Source organism: Burkholderia cenocepacia (assembly GCF_900446215.1).
GTDB classification, from domain to species: domain Bacteria; phylum Pseudomonadota; class Gammaproteobacteria; order Burkholderiales; family Burkholderiaceae; genus Burkholderia; species Burkholderia cenocepacia.
Genome location: NZ_UAQZ01000007.1, coordinates 100,414 through 123,243, shown reverse-complemented (window position 1 = coordinate 123,243; position 22,830 = coordinate 100,414). Strand labels below are relative to the sequence as shown.

Sequence of the window (22,830 nt, the reverse complement as noted above, 5' to 3'; positions counted from 1 at the left end):
GAAGCCGTCTCTCAGTGCGGCTTCACGACGGTCCAGAAGTAATAGCCGAGCGGAATCGCAAGCACGACGAGCCCCCACGACACGTCGCGCCAGCGGCCGGCCAGCAGCTTGACGAGCACGTAGCACAGCAGCCCGCCGGCAATGCCGGTGCCGAAGCTGTTCGACATCAGCGTGAGCAGCACCATCGACATCACGGGCAGCGCATCGGTAAAGTCGTCGAAATGCGTATGGCGGATCGTCGCGAACATCGACAGCCCGATCAGGATCAGCGCCGGCGCGGTCGCCTCCTTCGGGATCGCGAGCGCGACCGGCACGAACAGCAGCATCGCGGCGAACAGCACGGCGGCAGCCAGCGACGACAACCCGCTGCGGCCGCCGGCTTCGACGCCCGCCGCCGATTCGATCAGCGCGGTCAGCGCCGGAATGCCGAACACGGGCCCGAGCGTCGCGGCGAGCGAATCGACGAGGAACGGCCGGTTGATGTCCGGCAGGTTGCCCTGTTCGTCGAGCAGGTTCGCCTTCGCGCCGACCGCGAGCGCGGTGCCGAGCGTCGAGAAGAATTCCGCCGCGAAAAACGCGAACAGGTACGGCGCGGCGGCCAGGCTCAACGCGCTGCCGATATCGAGCTTGAACGCGATCGGCGCGATGCTGTGCGGCAGCGACACGAACGACGCCGGCAGGTGCGTGACGCCGAGCGGCACGCCGGCCGCGGCCGCGACGAGGATCGCGATCAGGATCGCGCCGGGCACCTTGCGCGCCTGCAGCACGATCGCCACCGCGAGGCCGATCAGCGCGACCAGCGCGCCCGGCCGCGAGAAGTCGCCGAGCGCGAACGCGTTGGTCTTCGCGTTCGCGACGACCATCCCCGCATTGCGCAGCCCGAGCATCGTGACGAACAGCCCGATCGACGCGCCGAGCCCGAGCTTGATCTGCACCGGAATCAGCCGCACCACGACGCCGCGCGCGCCGAGGATCGTCAGCAGGAAGAACAGCACGCCCGACACGCACGCGATGCCGAGGCCCGTCTGCCAGCCGACGTGCTCGGTCGTCGCGAGCGTCACGCCGATGATCACCGAGCCGCCGATACCGGGGCCGACGAGGAACGGCAGGTTCGCGTAGAGCCCCATCAGCGTGGTGAACAGCACGAACACGACGATCGTCGCGGTGGTCGCCGCGCCGCGCTCCATTCCGCCCGTCGCGAGCAGCGACGGGATCACGACGAGCAGGTACGCGGCCGCGAGGAACGACGTGACGCCCGCGATCGTCTCGGTGCGCACGCTCGTGCCGCGCGCGGCGAGCGCGAAGCGGCGTTCGAGCCAGTTGGCCGGCGCACGTGCCGGCATCGTGTCAGTCGCTGACATGGTGGTTCTCCTGTGATTCCGATTATTGTCCTGTGTCGGTTCGTGCGGCGCGGTCTTATACTGCCGCGTACCGCTTCCCGACCGTCATTGCCCGATGTCCGACCGCTCGTCGCTGCTGCCCGCGCTCACGCTGCGGCAAGTCCAGCACTTCGTAGTCCTTGCGCACGCACGCAGCTTCACGCAGGCCGCGCAGGCGCTGTCGCTCACGCAGCCCGCGCTCACCGCGTCGATCCGCCAGATCGAATTCCTGCTCGGCGGCCGCCTGTTCGCCCGCACCGCGCATCGCCTCACGCTCACCACCGCGGGCGAAGCCGTGCTGCCGCTCGCCGAACGCCTGCTCAACCAGGCGCGCGGCACCTTCGACGACATGACGCGGCTCATCGGCGAACGCATCCAGACCGTGCGCATCGCGTTCATTCCGTCGGTCGCGGGCCGCCTGCTGCCCGCGCTCAACGCACTGCGCGGCACGCACCCGACGCTGCGCTTCACGCTGACCGATTTGCCGAACAGCGCGCTCGTCGAAGCGGTGCGCGACGGCGTCGCGGATCTCGGCATCGGCGTGCGCGAACCCGATAGCGACGACGGCACGCTGCGCTACCAGCAACTGTTCGAGGACGAGATCGTGATCGTCGTGCGGCACGACGATCCGCTCGCCCGCGCGAAGAGCGTCACGTGGGCGAAGCTCGTCGATCGCGAACTCGCGGTGTTCGTGCGCGGCAGCGTCAGCGAATCGCTGCATCGCACCGGCGGCGCCGGGAAGCTGCGCCTGAACGTCACGTACCGGATGGAATACACCGAGCCGCTCTACGCGCTCGCGCGCAACGGTCTCGCGACCGCCGTGCTGCCGAGCCTCTACACGATGCATCTGCACGATCCCGAGCTCGTCGCGCTGCGTGTCGACAAACCGCGCGTCACACGTGCGATCTCGCTGATCTCGCTCGCCGCCGACGATCGCGGCCCGCACGTGCGCGCGTGCCGCGAGTGGATTGCGAAGCACATCTGATGCCGCGTCCGCCGCGCTTGCCGCATTTGCCGCGCGCGTTCAGGGCAGCTTCGCGATGCGCTCGACGAGCGTCGCGTAGAAGCGGTCCGCGTCGACCTCGTTGATCCACGTCGCGTTCGCCGCACGGCCGCTGCGCCCGTTCCAGTCGACGATCGTCTCGCCGAGCGTCCACTGCCCGGTCGTCTCGACCACCACGTTCACCTTGCGTCCGCCGAACAGCGTCGGGTCGACGAGATAGCCGACGGCCGTCGGGTCGTACATCGGCGCGTCGTCGATCCCGCGCCGCTTCTTGTTGTAGGCCAGTTCCGCTTCCATGATGTCCGCGACGATCGCGCCGCAGCGGTTGCCGAGCGCGCGGAACGGCGCGACCCGCGCCGGCGTGATCGGCGCCTTCACCGCGACGTCGCGCGGCAGCACGACGATCGGCACGCCGCTGCCGAACACGACGTCGGCCGCCTGCGGATCGACGTAGATGTTGAACTCGGCGGCCGGCGTGATGTTGCCGCGCTCGAAGAACGCACCGCCCATCAGCACGATGTCGCGCAGCGCGGCGCGAATCTGCGGCGCCTCGACCAGCGCGGTCGCGATGTTGGTCAGCGGGCCGAGCGCGCACAGCGTCACGCTGTTCGGCGCCGCGCGGCTCAGCGTATCGACGAGGTACGACACCGCGTGACCGGCGGCGAGCGGCGCGCGCGGCGCGTGCAGTTCGACGCCTTCGAGCCCCGTCTTGCCATGCACGTTCGCGGCCGTCACGAGGTCGCGCACGAGCGGGCGCGGGCAGCCCGCGTACACCGGCAGCGTCTTCGTGCGGCCAGCCCAGTCGCGGATGATCCGCGCATTGCGTTCGGTGAGGTCGAGCGGCACGTTGCCCGCCACGGCCGTCAGCGCGCGCACGTCGAGCCGGTCCTGCGCGCCGAGCGCGAACAGGATCGCGATGGCGTCGTCCTGCCCCGGATCGGTATCGATGATCACCGTGCGGCGCGCGGCGTCGCCGCCGGCCGCGAACGCGCCCGTTTCGGGGAGCAGCGCGGTGCCGGCCAGCGCGGCCGACAGTTTCAGGAAGGTGCGGCGGGATGCGATCGGATGGGTCATGGTCGGTGCTCAGAAGACGTGCCGGACGCCGAGCGTCGCCATCATCTGGCGCGTGCCGGTCGAACGCGCATACGCGAAGATCTGCGCATGATCCGCGTCGCCGGCCGCCTGCTGCGCGATCACCGTCAGCGCGACGTCGGTGCGTTTGGACAGGAAGTAATCGGCCTGCAGGTTCACCTGGTGCCATTTCGGACGCTTGTCGATCACGTCGTACTTGCCGTTCGTGAATGCATACGCCGCGCCAAGAAAGAGCTGCGGCGTCATCGTGTAGACGACGTTCACGCCCAGGTTCTGCAGGTGCAGATGCGAATTGTCGAGGTAATCGTAGCGCACGTCGGTAAACATCGCGGCGAACTGCGCGCGGCCGATCGTGTAGAAGCCGCCCGTGCCCGCGATCCGCTGCCGGCTCGCATACGCGGCCGGCGTCATCGCGCTCTTGCTGAAGATCAGCAGCGGCGACGCGTAGTCGTTCGCGATCGCGCCGTCCTGGTTCGTCGCGCTGTAAGGATGGTTGTACTGCGCATAGACCGCGCTCCAGCGCAGCGGGCCACGCTCATAGCCGAGCCCGAAGCTGTACGCGCTGTTGTTCGCGAAACCGGTCGCATTGCTGAAGCCGTACAGCGCGGTGAACTTCAGCCCGTAGTAGACGGGGCTCACGTACTTCACCGAGTGCTGCACGCGGATGTCGTTGTAACCGTTGTCGTTGTCGCCGATGTTCACGCCGTTGCTCGCGATGATCACGGGCCCGATGTAGTCGTGGATCGCGTCGTACTGGCGACCGAACGTCAGCGAGCCGTAGGTGCGGTCGGCCAGGCCGACGTACGCCATGCGCCCGAACTCGCGGCCGTTCTGCGCGGCCGTGCCCGTCATCACGTTGAAGCCGTTCTCGAGCTGGAAGACCGCGGACAGCCCCTGCCCGAGATCCTCCTTGCCCTTCAGCCCCCAGCGCGGGTTCTGGTTCGTGCCGGACAGCGCCTGCCATGCATTCTTGCCACCCTGGTTCGTCGCGAACCCGACACCGGCCGAGATCAGACCGTACAGCGTGATGCTGCTTTGCGCACAGGCATGGGTCGCGAAGGCGCCGAGCATCGCGAGCGGAGCGAGCTTGTAGAGAGTTTTCATGCGGGTCGTGTGGTCGGTGGTGGTCCAGGCGCGGCAGGGTTCCGCGAAACTGGACTCGACTATACGAACCCGGATCGGATAATAAAAGTTTGCTTTCCTTATATCTCAATAAAACGGATTTATTCTCATCCTCGCACCGCCCGCGCCCGGCGAAGCGGCGCTCAGTCCGCCGTATCACCGCCCTTCGGCAGCTTCGACCATGCGCCGCGCCCCGGCAGCGGCGACCACGCCGGGCGGGTCTTGCGGGCGCTGTCGATCACGACCAGGTAGCGGCCCGCGATCGGCGTGATGTCGCGATCGCGACGCAGCACCCACAGCGACTTGCCGGCCTCGACGCGAGCCTGGTAGTCGTCGTCGAGCAGCCCGTGCCGGTCGAGGAACGTGTTCAGCGACGCGGGAATCCGCACGCAGCCCTTCGAGTGCCGGATGCCGAGCAGCGCTTCGAGCCGGTCGGGGTCGGTCGCATGCATCTGGAAGCGCATCGGCGACACGCCGCCCTTGCCCCAGCCGCGCTCGCCGTCCACCCAGCCGAAATCGTAGATGCGCATGTCGCGGTGACCGTAGCCGCGAATGCCGTTCTCGTTCGTCGTGCCTTCCGCGCGGAAATCCATCGTGTCGGGCGAGTGATGGAACACGCCGAGCGGCGTCAGGAAATGGTCGTACTGGCCCGGCAACCCGGTGCCGACCGGCGATGCGCCGATCATCAGCCACGCATTGGCCGGTGTCGCGCGGAAGTAGATGAACAGCGCCTGCACGTTCGGCGCGCGGTCCACCATCGCGACGTATTCGCCGGCGAGATCGCCGAGATCCGCATCGGCGAGCGCTTTCTGGAGGCGGTCGCCGTACGCGCGCTGCTCGCTCGCGGGCACGTTCAGGCGGCGCGTGACTTCCTGCATGAAACGCTTGCGCATGTCGAGCGCGCGTGTCGTCGCGTTTTGCGCGTCCTCGGCCGACAGCGGCGGATGCCGACGCGGCGGCGTGGGCGGAGGCGGTTCGGCCTCGCTGGCGGGCGTGCCGGAGGCGGCCGATGCAGGTGCGCCGGCCGATGCCGCCGATGCCGCGGAAGCGGCCGACGCACCGGATGCCGTGCTTGCGGATTCAGCGCGATTCGCATGTGACGCGGCGGATGTCGGCGCTGCGGCCGATGCGTCCGACGCCGCATGCGCGGACGAAGCCGGATGCGGACGGGAGGCCGCCGAAGCAGGCGACGCGACGGATGAGGATTGCACAGCAGACGACGGAGCGTCGGACGCGGCAAAGGCAGGTCGTTGTGCGACGACGGAAATCGACACCGCGGCAGCAAGCCACACGGATGCGGCGACTGCGCGGTTGAGGCAACGCGGCTGCGCGAAGCGCCGCGTCAAGTGGGCAAGAATCATATGTTCGAAGCCATCGGCCGATCCGGCCGCCGCATGGTGCTGCTGCGAGCGGCGCATCTTCCGCGCAAGCCATCGACACGCCCGGCACATCGCGTGCGCCCGGCGCCGACGCCTCTTCGCGGCGGAGCCATTCGCTGATGCAACGCGGGCACTCCGATGGCGGCTAATGAGTCGTCAGGCCCCCTATTTTACTCGTCCATGCGCGAATCGGCCGCGGCCGGAAGCACGCTTTTACGGGGAATTGCGCTTCGTCACGCTTTGTTTCAACTCGTTGCCGCGTGCGTATTCGTGGCGTGGCACGCTTGCGTGTTCGATGCTTTCGGCACGCGGCCGAGTGCTGACGCGATGGATCCGGTTCGAGCGCGCCTCCCGGTTGATTCGCATGACAAAGCATTTTGGCGAGGGGCCGGTCCGGAAGCGGAAACCCCGGACCGCATCGCACGCATGCCGCAACGAACCGTGCGACATGCGTGCGCACCCGCCGATCACTTCGAGATGGTTTCGAGCGCGATGCCCTTCGTGCGCGGCCCCATCAACCCGATCGCGGCCATCACGATCACCATCGCGCCCGCGATGAACGCGAACACGCCGAACGTGCCGAAGCCGCGCAGCACGGCCGCGATCACGAACGACGAGAAGATCGCCGAGAAGCGGCTCCACGAATAGACGAAACCGACGGCCCGCGCGCGGATCGACGTCGGGAACAGCTCGGCCTGGTAGGCATGGAAGCTGTACGACATGATGTTGCTCGCGAGCGTGAGGCCGATGCCGAGCACGATCAGGAACGCGCCCACCGTCGTCTGGCTGAACAGCAGCCCGCAAACGACGATCGCCGCCGCCATCGCGACGATCACCGACTTGCGCTCGAAGCGGTCGGCGATCACGAGGCCGATCAGCGGACCGATCGGCGCGGCGAGTGCGATCACGCTCGAATACATCAGGCTCGACGTGATCGTGATGCCCTGCTTGATCAGCAGCGTCGGCACCCAGTTCGCGAAACCGTAGAAGCCGACCGTCTGGAACACGTTGAAGATCGTCATCATGATCGTGCGGCTGCGATACGGCGGCACCCACATGTCGCGGAAGCTGCCGCGCGGCGGCACGGGTTCGGCGGGCGCGGGCGGCGGCAGCGGTCGCCCGTATTCGGCTTCGACCTTCGCCTCGAGCGCGCGCATGATGCGGTCGGCCTCGTCGACGCGGCCCTGCTGCGCGAGCCAGCGCGGGCTTTCCGGCAGTTCGCGGCGAATCCACCACACGAACAGCGCGCCGTGCGCGCCGATCAGCACGACCCAGCGCCAGCCGTCGAGGCCGAGCGGTGCGTGCGGCACCAGCAGGTAGGCGAGAAACGCGACCACCGGCACCGCGACGAACCCCACCGCCTGCTCGCACGCGAACGCGCGGCCACGGATCTGCTTCGGCACGAGTTCGGAGATGTACGTGCCGATCGTCACCATCTCGACGCCGAGGCCGAGACCGACGACGAAGCGCCAGAAGTTCAGCCCGGCCGCGGTGTCCTGGAACGCCATCACGACATTGGCGGCCGTGTACCACAGCAGCGACCACGTGAAGATCGCGCGGCGGCCGAAGCGGTCGGCGAGGAAGCCGCACGCGATCGTGCCGATGAAGAGCCCGGAAAACAGCGCGGCGATGAAGCTCGCGACGCCCGTGGTGCCGAACAGGCCGTGCGTCGTCGCGGACAGGATGCCGCTTTTCACGAGGCCCGGCGCGACGTAGCCGCTGTAGAGCAGGTCGTAGAGTTCGAAGAAGAAGCCGAGGCTCAGCAGCACGACCAGCTTCCAGACGCTGCGCGTCGGCGGCAGGCGGTCGAGGCGGGCCGAGATGGCGCCGGGGTCGATGGAAGGGGATTGGGCAGGTGCCTGGGAAAGGCTGTCCGTTGAGGCCATCTTGGGCGCGTCTCCTGATCGTGTCGTGTTGTGCGTTGTCGTCCGGCGGACCGCCGAACCGCCGCCGGGCGAACCGCTGCATTGTACCGGCAGCCCCGTTCGACGCACGGGCAAGCCGGCAGGCCGGACGCAGTGCGGGCACCGAAGCCATTCGATGCCCCGCTTTCGCGCCTGATAATGTGTAACTTGCGTAACCGTATGTCGGGTACCGACTGCGCGTTCGCGTGGCGTTCCGCTACCACCGGCCTCGCGCGCAGGCCGCGCAGGCGGGTGATGACGGGCCTCCCGCGCTGCTTCACCTTGGTGCGCGCCGCCGGAATCGCCGCGAATCGCAACACGCAATCGGGACAACCACGCGTTCCGCGCCCCGGTAACATGCTAGCGGGCCAACTACCGGCTTCCGGCTGCCTTTCGGCAATCGGCATTGTCGGCAAATCGTAAGCATTCCATGTCCATACAACGACTCTCCACGTACGCCCGCCGGATCGCGCTGATCGCGCTGCTGCAGTTCGCGGCGATCGCGACCGCGTCGGCGTTTCCGGCGGCCGCTTCCGCGCCCGTCGCGAGCGGCGTCGGCGCCACCGCGCCGGCCATCTCGCTGCCCGACGCCGTCGCGCAGCTCAAGCAGATGCAGGCCGAGCTGGACCGCATCAAGCAGCAGACCTCCACCGCATCCAACAGCAAGGAGCTGGATGCGCTCGACGATTCGGCGCAGGAACTGAGCACCGATGTCGCGAAACTGCAGAGCGATCTCACGCCGCAACGCGCGCAGGTCCAGGCGCAACTCGACGTGCTCGGCCCGCCGCCGGCCGAGGGCGCCGCGCCGGAAACGCCAGCCGTCGCGAAGCAGCGGGCCTCGCTGGACGCGCGCAAGACGCAGATCGACGCCGCGCTGAAGCAGGCCGCCGACCAGAAGACGAGCCTCGCGAACCTGACCGAGCAGTTCGCGAAGCTGCACCGCAGCCTGCTGAAGAACCAGCTCGCGTTCCGTTCGGGCAGCATCTTCAGCGCGCAGTTCTGGCTGCCGCTGTTCCACCTGTCGCCGGACGATCGCCAGCGGCTCCAGGATTTCGACGACGAACTGTTCGACATGCTGCGCTCGTCGTGGGTGCCGGGGCAGCGGGCCATCACCGCGGTGCTGCTGATCGCCGCGTTCGCGGCATGGCTCGGCGGGCGCCGCCTCATCGAGCGCGGGCTCGCCTGGATCGCGCTGAACCGCCTGCCGCCCACCCGCTTGCGCCGCAGTGCGCTGGCGCTGTCGACCGCGCTGTCGACCTTCCTCGCGACGGCCATCGCGATCCAGATCCTCTACCTCGCCGTCGCGCGTCATTACGAGCTCACGCCGTCGCTGACCGATCTGTGGGACCAGTTCGCGAAGCTCGCCGCAACCTGCGCACTGATCGCCGGCCTCGGGCGCGCACTGCTCTGCACGAAACATCCGTCGTGGCGACTGCCCGCGCTCGCCGATCCGGTCGCGCTCGCGATGAAGCCGTTCCCCGCGATCCTGGCTGCGCTGCTGCTGGTGTCGGGCACGCTCGAATCGATCAACCGGATCGTCGACACCAGCCTGTCGGTCACGCTGTTCGGTCGCGGCATCGTGTCGCTCGTCGTCGCGCTGACGGTCGGCGCGTCGCTGTTGCGCGCGAACCGTGCGCGCGCCGCGCTCGCGGCGGCAGGCGAGGCGCCCGAGCAGCGCTCGACGCTCGCGGGCCTGATCCACGCCGGCGTCACGCTCGCGATCGTCGCGTCGTTGATCGCCCTCCTGATCGGTTACATCACGGTCGCGCGCTTCATCACGTACGAGCTCGTATGGTTCGAGATCGTGCTGTGCGCGACCTACATCCTGATCCAGTTGACGCGCGACGCGAGCGAAAGCCTGTTCTCGTCGAGCCTGTCGACGGGCCAGCAGATCAAGCACCTGTTCGCGCTCGAAGACCGCCACCTCGACCAGGCGCGCACGGTCCTGTCCGGCTTCGGCACGAGCCTGCTGATGCTGATCGCGGCGATCGCGCTGGTGACCGGCGGCTTCGGCACGACGCCGGGCGACCTGCTCGACAGCGCGGTCGCGATGATCGGCAGCCAGCGGCTGCAGAGTCTGAACATCATGCCCGACCGGATCATGAATGCCGTGATCGGCTTCGCGATCGGCTTCTACCTGCTGCGCTCGCTGCGCCGCTGGCTCGACGGCGAGTTCATGCCCGCGCTCGGCATGGACACGGGCATGCGCGTGTCGCTGATCACGCTGTTCACCAATGTCGGCTACGTGCTGCTCGTCCTGATGACGCTCGGGCTGCTCGGCGTCAGATGGAACAATCTCGCGTGGATCGTCAGCGCGTTGTCGGTCGGTATCGGCTTCGGCCTGCAGGAAATCGTGAAGAACTTCGTGTCGGGGCTGATCCTGCTGACCGAGCGCCCGGTGAAGGTGGGCGACATGGTCAGCATCGCGGGCGTCGAAGGCGACATCCGCCGCATCAACGTGCGCGCGACCGAAATCCAGCTGAGCGACCGCTCGACCGTGATCGTGCCGAACTCGCAACTGATCTCGCAGAACGTGCGCAACGTGACGATGGGCAACAGCACGCAGGGCGTCGCGACGCTGGTGCTGACGTTCCCGCTGAACACCGATCCCGAGCAGGTGCGCGACCTGCTGCTCGATGCGTATCGCGCGCATCAGGCGATTCTCGAGAAACCGGCGCCGTCGGTGACGTTCAGCCAGCTCGCGCCGGACGGGATCACGCTGAGCGTGACGGGTTACGTGTCGAGCCCGCGGATCGCGAGTTCGACGAAGAGCGATCTGCTGTTCGAGATCCTCAAGCAGTTGCGCGCGGCGGGGATCACGCTGTCGAGCCCGCAGATGCTGGTCGTGCAGAACATGCCGGCGAACGATGGCGCCACGCGGCACGAATCGTAGGCGAGCCATCGAGCGGGTCCGCTCACGATCGATCGGCGCGGCGCACGCATCGCAATAATCGGCATAGGGGACGGCCATGAGGCCGTACCCCTGCCACACCACCCGGCATGCGGGTCCGCACCGGGCGGTTCGGGAAGTTGAGGTTATGAGAGTCGGGGCACACCCAGCCGATCGAAGTACGCGAGGGTCAATACGCTATTCAGGAGCTTGCCGCTGTTACGCCACCAGTGACAGCTGTTCGCCGCCACCTGTTGCGCCACAGCGGACGGTGCGCCCAGCGCACGCAGTTCCCGGTAGATGGTCGGACCGCGGCGCCAGTGTTTGAGCTGGATGACACGCAGCCGGTGACGCATCCACTTGTCCAGATCCAGCCAGACTCGTGGCGTCTGCGCCATCTGGAAGTACGCCTTCCAGCCCAATACATAGGGCCGTAACCGTTCGACCACGTCCTTCATGCTGCGCCCGCCGCTACGGCCGGTCAGTTCACGAATGCGGCGTTTGAACGCCAGCAGCGCTCTGGCCGCCACCTTGCGCTTGATGACGCCGCCGGACGCTACCCATAGGCTGTAGCCCAGAAACTTGCGACCGAACACACTGGCGACTGCGCTTTTGGTCTCGTTGACCTTCAACCGCAGTTGCCCATACAGACGACGCAGCAGCGCCATCACCCGCTCGCCAGCACGGCGGCTACGAACGTAGACATTCGCATCGTCGGCATAGCGCGCAAAGCAGTGGCCTCGCCGCTCCAGTTCCTTGTCCACCTCATCGAGCAACACGTTGGCCAGCAACGGCGATAGCGGCCCGCCCTGTGGCGTGCCCTGTTCGCGCTGCTGAACCACGCCGCCATCCATGATGCCGCTGTTCAGATACGCCCGGATCAGCCGGATCACGCTGGCGTCCCCAATACGTTTCTGCAGTCGGTCGATCAGGATGTCGTGGTTGACCCGGTCGAAGAACTTCTCCAGATCAACATCCACCACGATTCGCCGACCCGACTGCACGTACGACTGCGCGGCAAGCACCGCATCGTGCGCACGCCGTCCAGGCCGGAAGCCGTAGCTGTGCTCGCTGAAGCCAGGGTCCAGAACCGGTTGCAGCACCTGCAGCAGCGCCTGCTGGATCAGCCGGTCCGTCACCGTCGGGATGCCAAGCTCGCGCTCGCCTCCGTCCGGTTTCGGGATCGTCACCCGCCGTACCGGACTGGGCCGGTACGTCCCCTTCAGCAACTGTTCACGGATCGCAGGCCACGCCGTCACCAGATGGCGCGACGTCTGGTCAATATCCAGACCGTCCACGCCAGCGGCTCCCTTGTTGGCCCGTACCCGTTTGAACGCCTGCTTCAGGTTCTCCCTCGTCAGCGCCGCCATCAGCAGCGATGACCCCGTGTCCCCGGATTCATGGCGCGGGCAACAGCCTTCGTCGCTCACGGGCATAGACGCAGCTTCACCGCGTATGCTTCCCGCTCGCCCCGCTCGCACGGGCATCTGACGCATTGCCTGTCGCATCGACATGACGCTGGACACTCCTTCCCGTTCGGCCCTTCGTCACCAGCTTCAGCCTCATCGACCTGTCCTGTGACTACTACGACCTCTGCTAATGGAATGGACGCCCCCGCCCGGCACGGCATCGATGTGCCAAAGTGGAAGTGTCAGCCACCACTTAACCAGAGGGAACGCTCATCATGAAGGTTACGACCGTTGGTATCGATCTGGCAAAGAACGTCTTTCAAATCCACGGCGTCGACGCGCACGGCAAAGCCGTCCTCAAGAAGCAGATCCGGCGCGATCAATTAATGCTGTTCTTCACGAATCTGCCAGCGTGCTTGATCGGCATGGAGGCCTGTGCCAGCGCGCATTACTGGGCACGACGCGTTCAAGAATGCGGACACACCGTTCGACTAATGGCTCCGCAATTCGTTAAACCCTACGTCAAGACCAACAAGAACGATGCGGCCGATGCCGAAGCAATTTGCGAAGCCGTCGCTCGGCCCAACATGCGCTTCGTCCCCATCAAGACCGAATCGCAGCAGGCCGTCCTCGCCATACATCGCGCACGTCAGAGTTTCGTCAAGGCGCGCACCGCGCAAGCTAATCAGATTCGTGGGCTCCTCGCCGAATTCGGCCTGGTGATTCCCCAAGGTATCGCCCACATCGCGCAACGCGTACCCGAACTGCTCGACTCCGACACTTGCGCCTTGCCAGGCCCGTTTCGTCTCCTTGTGCTGCGCCTGATGGAGCATCTCAAGCTGCTCGATCAGCACGTTCGAGAACTCGAGACGCAAATTCAGACCTGGCACCGCGACAATCCCGCCAGCCGCAAACTTGCCGAGATTCCCGGCGTCGGGCCAATCACGGCAAGCGCACTGGTCGCGTCGATCGGCGATGCCAAGAACTTCGAGAACGGCCGTCAACTGGCCGCTTGGCTTGGGCTGGTCCCTCGGCAACATTCCAGCGGCGGCAAATCGACCTTGCTGGGCATGAGCAAGCGAGGCGACTCCTACCTGCGCACGCTGCTCATCCACGGCGCGCGATCGGCCATCCTAGCCGCACAACGAAAGCCCGACACCGATAGCTGGCTGAGCCGCCTGCTAGGCCGACGCCATCCCAACATCGCTGCCGTAGCCCTGGCCAGCAAGAATGCACGCGTCATATGGGCGTTGCTGGCTCACAACCAGCAGTTCCGACCGGGTTATGCGACTGCCGCGGCAGTCGCATAACCCGGTCGGCTTGCAGTCGAACAAGACCGCTGCGACAAACTTTAGGAGCGACAAACCACCCGATTGCTCAGGCAAGCAATGCAGTGATGGCGAGACAGGTCAGACCGTGGCCGGCAAAACCCATAGAAGTCAGAGCACCTCAAGTGCGATCTGCTGATTGAGGAGCTGGCCAGCGTATTCCATCAGGGACAGCAGGCGTACGCCTGACATCAAAGTCCGGATGTATGGCTGCAATCGATGCCTTCGAACCGTCACTCACCGCGAACCTGGCAAAACGGGGGCGTCCATGTATGACTTCTCGCTCCGGCTCAATGCCGTCGCCCTTTCAGGCATAAGGCGAGATCTCCCCAGGTAAGAGCGCACTCCTTCATCGCACAACCGCCGCATTTACGCTGCTTCGCCTTGGTCACGAGAGCTTCGCGGTGCGTTGCCCGCTCGCCCTGCACGGCAGCGCCTTCTATGCAGTTCTTGTCCATCGGCTCACGATTTACGCTCCACGCTTCCTCTCCACATTCGGTCGCCCTCATGCAGTTGCGCTTCACTTCATTCGCTGTGACCAGCTTATGGCGGGACTTGCACCCGCAGGAGTACGCCCATGCTGGGCGCACAACGACCAGGGCCGGTTACCGCTTCCACGGCAACCGGCCCTGTTCATTCGACGTCGAAGCGCCCAAGCCGGGCGCCCGCACTTATACGTCGAACTTCACCCCCTGCGCCAGCGGCAGCTGGCGGCTGTAGTTGATCGTGTTCGTCGCCCGGCGCATATACGCCTTCCATGCATCCGAACCCGACTCGCGGCCGCCGCCCGTTTCCTTCTCGCCGCCGAACGCGCCGCCGATTTCCGCGCCGCTCGTGCCGATGTTCACGTTGACGATCCCGCAATCGCTGCCGGCCGCCGACATGAACTGCTCGGCTTCACGCATGTCGTTCGTGAAGATCGCCGACGACAGGCCTTGCGGGACCGCGTTGTGCACGTCGATCGCGTCGTCGAAGTTGTCGTAGACCATCACGTACAGAATCGGCGCGAACGTCTCGCGCTCGACCACCGCCGATTGCTTCGGCATCCGCACGATGGCCGGACGCACGTAGTACGCATCCGCGTGGCCGACGTCGACGCGCTCGCCGCCCTTCACTTCGCCGCCCTGCTCGCGCGCATCGGCCAGCGCCTTTTGCATCGCGTCGAACGACGCACGATCGACCAGCGGGCCGACCAGCGTGCCTTCCTCGAGCGGATTGCCGACCTTCACCGACGCATAGGCCTTCTCGATGCGCGGCAGCAGTTGCTCGACGAGGCTGCGATGCACGATCAGGCGGCGCAGCGTCGTGCAGCGCTGGCCGGCCGTGCCGACCGCCGCGAACGTGACCGCGCGCACGACGAGGTCGAGATCCGCGCTCGGCGCGACGATCATCCCGTTGTTGCCGCCGAGTTCGAGGATGCCGCGCGCGAGGCGCTGGCTCAGCACCTTCGCGACTTCCTGGCCCATCCGCACGCTGCCCGTCGCGCTGACGACCGGCACCTTCTTCGACGCCGTCAGCACCTCGCCGACGTCGCGCATGCCGAGCACCAGTTGACCCAGTTCCGCCGGCGCGACGCCCGGATGCGTCTTCTCGAACTCGCGCAGCGCCTTCTGGAGCAGCACGTGGCACGCGATCGCGGTGAGCGGCGTCTTCTCGGACGGCTTCCACACGACCGAATCGCCGCACACGAACGCGAGCGCCGCATTCCACGCCCACACCGCGACCGGGAAGTTGAACGCCGAAATCACGCCGCACACGCCGATCGGGTGCCACGTTTCCATCATCCGGTGGCCCGGGCGCTCGGACGCGATCGTGAGGCCGTAAAGCTGGCGCGACAGGCCGACCGCGAAATCGCAGATGTCGATCATTTCCTGCACTTCGCCGAGGCCTTCCGACGTGATCTTGCCGGCTTCGAGCGTGACGAGGCGGCCCAGCTCGGCCTTGTGCTCGCGCAGCACGTTGCCGAACACGCGCACGAGTTCGCCGCGCACCGGCGCCGGCACCGTGCGCCACTTGAGGAACGCGTCGTGCGCGGCGTCGATCTTGCGCTCGGCGTCGGCGGGCGTGTCGACGGCCAGCGTCGCGAGCGTCGCGCCGTCGAGCGGCGAACGCGCGGTCAGCGCGTTGCCTTTCCACTGGGCGAGATCGATGTCGAGCGCGGCAAGAATGTCGTTGAATTGCATCACTTCCTCTTCAGGGACAGATTGATCGGTGCGGCGGCAGCGCCGCCCGCGTGATTCGATTGGAGCGCGTTCGAGCGCCTCGTGCAAGCGGATGCGCCGCGCGGCGGGCCGGTGCGCCATCCGGCGCATCGCGCTGCGCCGCCGCCGGAAGCCCGGCCGGACGGCGCGCCCCAGCCTCGCGAGGCACGATCCATGAACACATTGTCGATGGCCACAAGTCGGGCCGCTATTGATATTAACTCACGACTTCATTCCCAAAACGCAAGAAGTGCGCTGGCCAGCCGCGGCTGTTTCGATGCCGATATGGGACGTTTCCCAAGCCCGTAACCGGCCGCCCGGACGCATCGCTGCGTGGCCCAAGTTGATGACCATCCCGCATCACCCTGTTCGGAAATATCGTTTGCCGCCGGTGCACCGGGCCCACACAATCGGTGCGACGTCGAGGTGCAACGCACCCGGCGCGCCGCCGGCCGCCACCACGGCAGCCGGACGACCGACGAAGGCGACACGCACCACGGCCCGGCTCAGCGGGCCGGTTTCGCACCGCATCACCGCTGCCCGGCCCGCGAGCCGGCGACGCGTCGCGCTTCGTCACCGAAAAAACAATCCCGGAGACAGCGCCCAGCGCCCGCCATGCATTCAGATGCCCGCCCCGATTCGTCCCGCCCGTCCGGCTCGCCGCCCGCGAAGCCGTCCCTTCACCGCGCGTTGCAGGCCCGCCATCTACGGATGATCGCGATCGGCGGCTCGATCGGCACGGGCCTGTTCGTCGCATCCGGCGCATCGATCTCGCAGGCCGGCCCCGGCGGCGCAATGGTTGCGTACATGGTGATCGGCCTGATGGTCTATTTCCTGATGACGAGCCTCGGCGAAATGGCCGCGTTCATGCCGGTATCGGGCTCGTTCGCGACCTATGGCGCGAAGTTCGTCGACGAAGGCTTCGGCTTCGCGCTCGGCTGGAACTACTGGTACAGCTGGGCCGTGACGCTGGCGGTCGAGCTCGTCGCCGCGCAGCTCGTGATGCACTACTGGTTTCCGCACGTGCCGGGCGTGTGGTGGAGCGCACTGTTCCTCACGCTGATCTTCGCGCTCAACGCACTGTCGGTGCGCGGCTTTGGCGAAGCCGAATACTGGTTCGCGCTGATCAAGGTGCTGACCGTGCTCGCGTTCGTCGGCGTCGGCCTGCTGATGATCTTCGGGATCATGCAGGGCGGCCCGAGCGCCGGCTGGGGCAACTTCACGATCGGCGACGCGCCGTTCGTCGGCGGCTGGGCGACGATGCTCGGCGTCGCGATGATCGCGGGCTTCTCGTTCCAGGGCACCGAAATGATCGGCGTCGCGGCCGGCGAATCGGAAAATCCGCGTACGACGATTCCGCGCGCGGTGAGCCAGATCTTCTGGCGCATCCTGCTGTTCTACGTGTTCGCGATCGTCGTGATCGGCGTGCTGATTCCGTACACCGATCCGAGCCTGCTGAAGAGCGACGTGACCGACATCGGCGTGAGCCCGTTCACGCTGGTGTTCCGCCACGCGGGCCTCGCGTTCGCGGCCGGCGTGATGAACGCGGTGATCCTGACGGCCGTGCTGTCGGCCGGCAACTCGGGCATGTACGCGTCGACGCGGATGCTCTACAACCTCGCGGTCGAAGGCCGCGCGCCGAAGCTGTTCGCGAAGCTGTCGCCCGGCGGCGTGCCGCGCAACGCGCTCTATGCGACCACCGCCGTCGGCGCGCTGTGTTTCCTCACGTCGCTGTACGGCGACAAGACCGTCTACCTGTGGCTGCTGAACACGTCGGGCATGGCCGGCTTCATCACGTGGCTCGGCATCGCGATCAGCCACTACCGGTTCCGCAAGGGTTTCCTGAAGCAGGGCTACCGGCTCGACCAGTTGCCGTACCGGTCGAAGTGGTTCCCGTTCGGCCCGCTGTTCGCGTTCGCGCTGTGCGCGGTCGTCGCGCTCGGCCAGGACTACCAGGCGTTCCTCGCCGACCAGATCGACTGGACCGGCGTCGCCGCGACCTACATCGGCCTGCCGTTCTTCCTCGCGATCTGGCTCGGCTACGCGCTCGTGCGCAAATGCCGGCTGGTGCGCTACGAGGACATGGAAATCGCGCCGTGGATCGAACGCAACGCGGCACGTGAAGCGACCGAAAAGGCCGATACCGGCTATCCGGCCTACGTCGCCCGTCCGGCCAACCCGACGCCGGGCGCCTGACGCCCGGTCACGCGCCGGCCGCCGCTCCCGGGCGGCGGCCGCTGCGCCGAAAACCCCATTCGACGCGGCGCGCGCGTTCAGGCAAGATCGACGCGCGCCGTCCGCTTTTCCGCCGTCACGAATCACCGAAAACGCATGCAGAACTTCTACGAAGCCACCGTTACCCGCCAGCCCTACCCGCAACTGACCGGCACGATCGATACGCAGGTCTGCATCGTCGGCGGCGGCCTCGCCGGCCTGTGCACGGCGCTCGGCCTCGTCGAACGCGGCGTGCACGACGTCGTCGTGCTCGACAGCGAACGGGTCGGCTTCGGCGCGTCGGGCCGCAACGGCGGCTTCGTGTTCGGCGGCTACAGCCTCGACAACGCCGACCTGCTGCGCACGCTCGGCCGCGACGAAGGGCGCCGGCTGTACCGGCTCACCGTCGACGCGGTCGACCTGATCCGCGCGCGGATCGCCCGCTACGGGATCGACTGCGACATCGTCGACGAGGGCGTGATGCTCGCGAACTGGTTCGACGATCCGTCGCGGCTCGACGGTGTGCGCACGCTGATGAAGAACGAACTCGGCGTCGAATGGGAGCCCGTCGCGACCGGCGCGCTGCGCGAGCGGCTGAAGACGCAGCGCTATTACGGCGGCCTGTTCGAGCCGAACGCGTTCCACTTCCATCCGCTCAAGTACGTGCTCGGCGTCGCGGCGGCCGCCTCGCGCGGCGGCGCACGCGTGTACGAGCGCTCGGCCGCGCTGAACATCGCCCGCGACGGCGCCGGGTACGTCGTGCGCACGGCGCAGGGCGCGGTGCGCGCGAAGGACGTCGTGTTCGCCGGCGGCGGCTACGCGCGCGGCGTGTCGCCGCGCATTGAGCGCGCGGTGCTGCCGATCGCGACCTACGTGATCGCGACCGAACCGCTCGGCGCGCGCCTGCCGGACGCGATCGACGCGCCGTACGCAATCTACGACACGCGCTTCGCGTTCGACTACTACCGTCCGCTGAAGGACACGCGGATCCTGTGGGGCGGCCGGATCTCGGTGCTCGACCGCGGCCCCGACGCGATCGCGCGCCTGCTGCGGCGCGACCTGCTGCGCGTGTATCCGCAACTGGAAGGCGTGAAGGTCGACTACGCGTGGGGCGGGCTGATGAGCTACGCGCGGCACAAGATGCCGCAGATCGGCCGCGACGCGGACGGCGTGTGGCACGCGATCGCGTTCGGCGGCCACGGGATGGCGCCGACCACGGTGGCCGGCGAGACGCTCGCCGCCGCGCTGGCCGAAAGCCGGCCGGTGCCGGACGGCTTCGCCGCGTTCGGGCTCACGCGCACGTTCGGGCTGGCCGGACTCGCCGCCGCGCAGCTCACGTATACGGCGTACCAGGCCCGCGACGCGCTCGCGTCCTGCCGCCGCTGAGCGCCCGCGACGGCCGAAACCACCGCGCCGGCGGCCTTGCCGATTAGAGCGGAAGGTCGGCCGGGCGGCCATTTCCCGCATGCTAGAATGCCTTTTCCAAGCCGCCGCGAACCACAATAAAGTCACATGAAAGCAGGAAGCAAGGCCGCCACGTCCGACACCCGCGCGCTTGCGTCCGATGCGCGGCGTAAATACGATCCCGAGCAAACCAAGCGCAACATCCTCGATGTCGCCACGCAGGAATTCTCTGCGATGGGCCTCGCCGGCGCGCGCGTCGACGCGATCGCCGAGCGCACCAACACGACGAAACGGATGCTCTATTACTACTTCGATAGCAAGGAAGGCCTGTACGAGGCCGTGCTGGAGAAGGTGTACGGCGACATCCGCGCGCTCGAGCAGGAACTGCACGTCGGCGACATGGAGCCGCGCGAAGGCATGCGCCGTCTCGTCGAATTCACGTTCGACTACCACGACAAGCATCGCGATTTCGTGCGCCTCGTGTCGATCGAGAACATCCACGGCGCGAAATATCTCGAACAGCTCAAGTCGTTCAAGAACCGCAACGTCAGCATCATCAAGACGCTCGAGGAACTGGTCGAGCGCGGCGCGGCCAGCGGTGCGTTCCGCAAGGACATCGACGCGTTCGACCTGCACCTGCTGATCAGCTCGTTCTGCTTCCATCGCGTGTCGAACCGCTACACGTTCGGCGCTGCGTTCGGCCGCGATCCGTCGGCGCCACGCCTGCGCGCGCGGCATCGCGACACGATCGCCGACGCGGTGCTCCGCTACGTCGCCGCGTAAGCGGCGCCAGCAGCCGGCCGGGGGCGCGACTCGTTCGCGCCCTTTGCATTTCGGCGCGTCAGCCCATCAGTCCGTCGGCGCGGTCGACGCCAGCGCGATCCGCGCCTTCTGTTCCGGGCTGCCCGCCACGTAATACTTCTTCGCCCAGCTCGAATCGGGCGCAAGCGCGAGCCGCGCATGCGTACCCGCGCCCGTACCGTGCTGCTGCTTCGCGTGGATCGCCAGCGCGCGGGCGCGGTAGTGCTCGTAAAGCCGCAGGAATTCCGCGAGATAGATCGCCGCGATCCGCTTGTCGCGGATCTCGAGCAGGTTCTCGTCGTTGTACTGCTCGGAATTGCGGCTCATGTTCGCCGAGCCCGTATAGACGACCGGATTCGCGCCTTCCGCATCGATCACGATGAACTTGTGATGGATCACCACGGGCGGAAAGGCCGGCGCCGGTTCGCCCGGGAAAAGCCGCAACTCCGGCTCGAAACCTTGCGGCACGGTAGCCGGCGAGAAATACGACGCATCGATCACGTCGTGGTTGTCGCGGCTGCGGTGGTACAGCTCGAGGTTCGCGAGCGTGGCCGCATCGAGCGACTGGCCGGCCTGCTGCGCAGCGTCGGCCTTCGTTGCGCTGCCCGCGTTGATCCGGTTCACGAGGCCGAACATCATCAGCCCGCGATCGCCGGCCGCGAAGCATGCATCGCGCAGCGCCGCGTCGGTCGGCATGAACAGGCAGAACGACACCGAATGCTTCGCGGCCGCGATCGCGGCGACGATCGTATCGATCTCGGTACGCTGCCCCGCCGGCTCCGGCGAGTATGCGACGCGCACCTGCGCGCTGCCGATCGTCATCGGCGCCGACCAGCCCGGCGACAGTCGCGCGGTCTCCGCGATCGACGGATTCCCAGCCAGCGCGTGGGCGCGCTCGTTGTACAGCGCGGCGAGCGCGGGCGAGTCGAACGCGTGCAGCACGTTGGCCTGCTCGGTCAGCCCTTCGGTCGTGAAGTTCGCGGAACCGGTCAGCACGCGCGCGGGCGCCGGGTTCGACGGTGCATCGGTCACGATGAACTTGTCGTGCATGATGTGCGTCCGGTCGCGCGGCGCGAGCGTCGCGAGGCCCTGCAGCGCATCGACGGCCGGCTGGTTCGGCGACGGCAGCGGCGGTTTGCCCTTGCGCGCCGTCGTGTGCGCGTCGTAGACGATCGCGAGCGACGCTGCGCCGTGCCGGCGGCCGAACGCGTCGAACGCGGGCAGCGCCCACAGCGAGTCGGTCAGGTGATAGACGGCCGACACCGCGCGCGACGCCGGATCGAGCATCTGCGCGAACACCTGCTCCATGTCGTTCGCGAGCCACGTGCGCAGCTTCAGCGCCTGCGCGGCGCTCGGCGCCTCGTTCGGCGCGAGGCCCAGCGCAGCAACCTGCTTCGCGAACGCCTGCGAGCTGACCACCGCGCGGTTGAACCACGTGCCGATACCGTCCTCGATATGCGCGGGCAGCACGACGACGCACACGCCGGCTTGCGCGTCGAGCACCTGCAGGTTCGCCGGCGTGCCGACGACCGGATAGACGTCGTAGCGGAACGACGCGTCACGGTCCTGCGGATCGATGCGTGCATCCCACCACATGAATTTCTGGATCGGCGCCTGATCGGTCGGCGCATCGCCCTGCGTGTCGGCGGCCGGGCCGTCGAACGTCAGGCGGTTGGGCAGCCAGCTGTCCGGCGCACGCGTCTTGCCGTCGGCCGACCAGAAGCCCGGCGTGCGCCGGATCGCGAAGCCGAGGAAATCGGACCGCGACGCCGCATCGGGCCAGTCGAAAGCCAGCAGGACCAGGGTGGGGGAAAGATAGCTGCGCACGCTGACGGTCATTCGTTGCTCCCTGGCCTGACGGCCGGTCGAGGTGAATGAGTCAGTCTCGATGGCGGTTCTTCCCGCGCGATGACCGTTCGATGAACCTTGTATGTCGGACGCGCGTCAGTCGCACACGAGCAGCTCGATCCCGCGCGCCGTCAGCGCGCGGCGCACGGCCTTGTCGGGCGCGCGCTCGGTCACCAGATAGCGGGCGGCGGCCGCGCCGTTGATCCGCACCGGCGTCACGCGGCCGAATTTCGAATGGTCGGCGACGATGATCGCCGTGCCCGCCGCCGCGATCATCCGGCTGCGCACTTCGGCCGCGAGCCGCGAGTAATCGGTGCATTCGCCGTCGGGCGTGATGCCGCCGGCGCCGACGAACGCGAAATCGACGTGGTATTGCGCGAGCTGGTGGATCGTGTCGAGCCCGAAGGTGGCGTCCTCGTCGTCGGACAGCTCGCCGCCGAGCAGCGTCACGCGGTTGCCGTTGCGCCGCGCGAGCACGAACGCGGTACGCCAGTCGTTCGTGTAGATCGACAGCCGGTGCCGGTCGGCCAGCGCCAGCGCGACCGCATGCGGCGTGCTGCCCGAATCGATCAGCACCGATGCATCGTCGGGCACGAATTCGGCCGCGCGCCGCCCGATCGTGCGCTTCGCGTCGGCGTTCGCGGCCTCGCGCTCGGACAGGCTCGGCTCGCGGCGATCCGCGGCCAGCGCGCCGCCGTGCGTCATCACGAGCAGCCCGCGCGCGGCCAGCGCGTTCAGGTCGCGCCGCACGGTTTCTCGCGACACGTCGAGCGAACGCACGAGTTCCGCGACCGACAGCGCGCCCGACCGTCCGAGCTCCGACAGGATGTATTGATGACGTTGTTCCGCCAGCATC

General features: G+C 67.4%; 15 protein-coding genes. 6 read left to right on the top strand and 9 right to left on the bottom strand.

From position 1 onward, the window contains the following. Positions 1 to 11: 11 nt before the first annotated feature. Positions 12 to 1,361, bottom strand: coding sequence for an NCS2 family permease (locus DTA15_RS14555; RefSeq protein ID WP_006491121.1), 1,350 nt, complete (start codon positions 1,359 to 1,361; stop codon positions 12 to 14). A 94-nt stretch (positions 1,362 to 1,455) separates the two neighbouring features. Here DTA15_RS14555 and DTA15_RS14550 point away from each other — a divergent pair, with 94 nt between their 5' ends. Next, on the top strand, positions 1,456 to 2,364 hold the full coding sequence (locus DTA15_RS14550) for a LysR family transcriptional regulator (RefSeq protein ID WP_006495136.1): 909 nt from the start codon (positions 1,456 to 1,458) through the stop codon (positions 2,362 to 2,364). A 39-nt stretch (positions 2,365 to 2,403) separates the two neighbouring features. Here DTA15_RS14550 and DTA15_RS14545 read toward each other — a convergent pair whose 3' ends face one another. The 4 genes from DTA15_RS14545 to DTA15_RS14530 all read right to left on the bottom strand — a co-directional run bounded on the left by DTA15_RS14545 (position 2,404) and on the right by DTA15_RS14530 (position 7,861). Then, a complete protein-coding gene (locus tag DTA15_RS14545; protein WP_006491123.1) occupies positions 2,404 to 3,456 on the bottom strand; it encodes a nucleoside hydrolase in 1,053 nt (350 codons plus the stop codon). A 9-nt stretch (positions 3,457 to 3,465) separates the two neighbouring features. Then, positions 3,466 to 4,578 carry a porin gene (locus tag DTA15_RS14540; RefSeq protein WP_006491111.1) on the bottom strand — a complete coding sequence of 371 codons (1,113 nt, stop codon included), beginning with the start codon at positions 4,576 to 4,578 and terminating at the stop codon, positions 3,466 to 3,468. A 161-nt stretch (positions 4,579 to 4,739) separates the two neighbouring features. Next, positions 4,740 to 6,047: a hypothetical protein gene (locus tag DTA15_RS14535; RefSeq protein ID WP_012493560.1), complete on the bottom strand. Its 1,308-nt coding sequence runs from the start codon at positions 6,045 to 6,047 to the stop codon at positions 4,740 to 4,742. Between the two features lie 395 nt (positions 6,048 to 6,442). Beyond that, complete coding sequence (locus DTA15_RS14530; RefSeq protein WP_006495132.1) at positions 6,443 to 7,861, bottom strand: MFS transporter; 1,419 nt, start codon at positions 7,859 to 7,861, stop codon at positions 6,443 to 6,445. A 448-nt stretch (positions 7,862 to 8,309) separates the two neighbouring features. Here DTA15_RS14530 and DTA15_RS14525 point away from each other — a divergent pair, with 448 nt between their 5' ends. Beyond that, positions 8,310 to 10,772: a DUF3772 domain-containing protein gene (locus tag DTA15_RS14525; protein WP_006491122.1), complete on the top strand. Its 2,463-nt coding sequence runs from the start codon at positions 8,310 to 8,312 to the stop codon at positions 10,770 to 10,772. Positions 10,773 to 10,915: 143 nt separating this feature from the next. On the opposite strand, the gene ltrA is transcribed toward DTA15_RS14525, so the two are convergent. Then, positions 10,916 to 12,283, bottom strand: a complete 1,368-nt coding sequence (gene ltrA, locus DTA15_RS14520; RefSeq protein WP_006491129.1) for a group II intron reverse transcriptase/maturase — start codon at positions 12,281 to 12,283, stop codon at positions 10,916 to 10,918. A 170-nt stretch (positions 12,284 to 12,453) separates the two neighbouring features. Here ltrA and DTA15_RS14515 point away from each other — a divergent pair, with 170 nt between their 5' ends. Beyond that, on the top strand, positions 12,454 to 13,488 hold the full coding sequence (locus DTA15_RS14515; RefSeq protein ID WP_006491127.1) for an IS110-like element ISBcen3 family transposase: 1,035 nt from the start codon (positions 12,454 to 12,456) through the stop codon (positions 13,486 to 13,488). A 689-nt stretch (positions 13,489 to 14,177) separates the two neighbouring features. Here the strand turns inward: DTA15_RS14515 and amaB are convergent. Next, on the bottom strand, positions 14,178 to 15,689 hold the full coding sequence (gene amaB / locus DTA15_RS14505) for an L-piperidine-6-carboxylate dehydrogenase (RefSeq protein WP_012493562.1): 1,512 nt from the start codon (positions 15,687 to 15,689) through the stop codon (positions 14,178 to 14,180). Between the two features lie 633 nt (positions 15,690 to 16,322). On the opposite strand from amaB, the gene DTA15_RS14500 reads away from it, so the two are divergent. The 3 genes from DTA15_RS14500 to DTA15_RS14490 all read left to right on the top strand — a co-directional run bounded on the left by DTA15_RS14500 (position 16,323) and on the right by DTA15_RS14490 (position 20,108). After that, positions 16,323 to 17,903 carry an amino acid permease gene (locus DTA15_RS14500; RefSeq protein ID WP_012493563.1) on the top strand — a complete coding sequence of 527 codons (1,581 nt, stop codon included), beginning with the start codon at positions 16,323 to 16,325 and terminating at the stop codon, positions 17,901 to 17,903. A gap of 135 nt (positions 17,904 to 18,038) precedes the next feature. Continuing rightward, a complete protein-coding gene (locus DTA15_RS14495) occupies positions 18,039 to 19,307 on the top strand; it encodes an NAD(P)/FAD-dependent oxidoreductase (protein WP_006491119.1) in 1,269 nt (422 codons plus the stop codon). Between the two features lie 126 nt (positions 19,308 to 19,433). Next, positions 19,434 to 20,108, top strand: coding sequence for a TetR/AcrR family transcriptional regulator (locus DTA15_RS14490; protein ID WP_006491110.1), 675 nt, complete (start codon positions 19,434 to 19,436; stop codon positions 20,106 to 20,108). A gap of 66 nt (positions 20,109 to 20,174) precedes the next feature. On the opposite strand, the gene DTA15_RS14485 is transcribed toward DTA15_RS14490, so the two are convergent. Beyond that, entirely contained in the window at positions 20,175 to 21,965 is a 1,791-nt protein-coding gene (locus tag DTA15_RS14485) for a phospholipase D-like domain-containing protein (protein ID WP_006491108.1), read from the bottom strand. A 105-nt stretch (positions 21,966 to 22,070) separates the two neighbouring features. Continuing rightward, complete coding sequence (locus DTA15_RS14480; RefSeq protein ID WP_006491117.1) at positions 22,071 to 22,829, bottom strand: DeoR/GlpR family DNA-binding transcription regulator; 759 nt, start codon at positions 22,827 to 22,829, stop codon at positions 22,071 to 22,073. Between the last annotated feature and the right edge of the window lies 1 nt (position 22,830).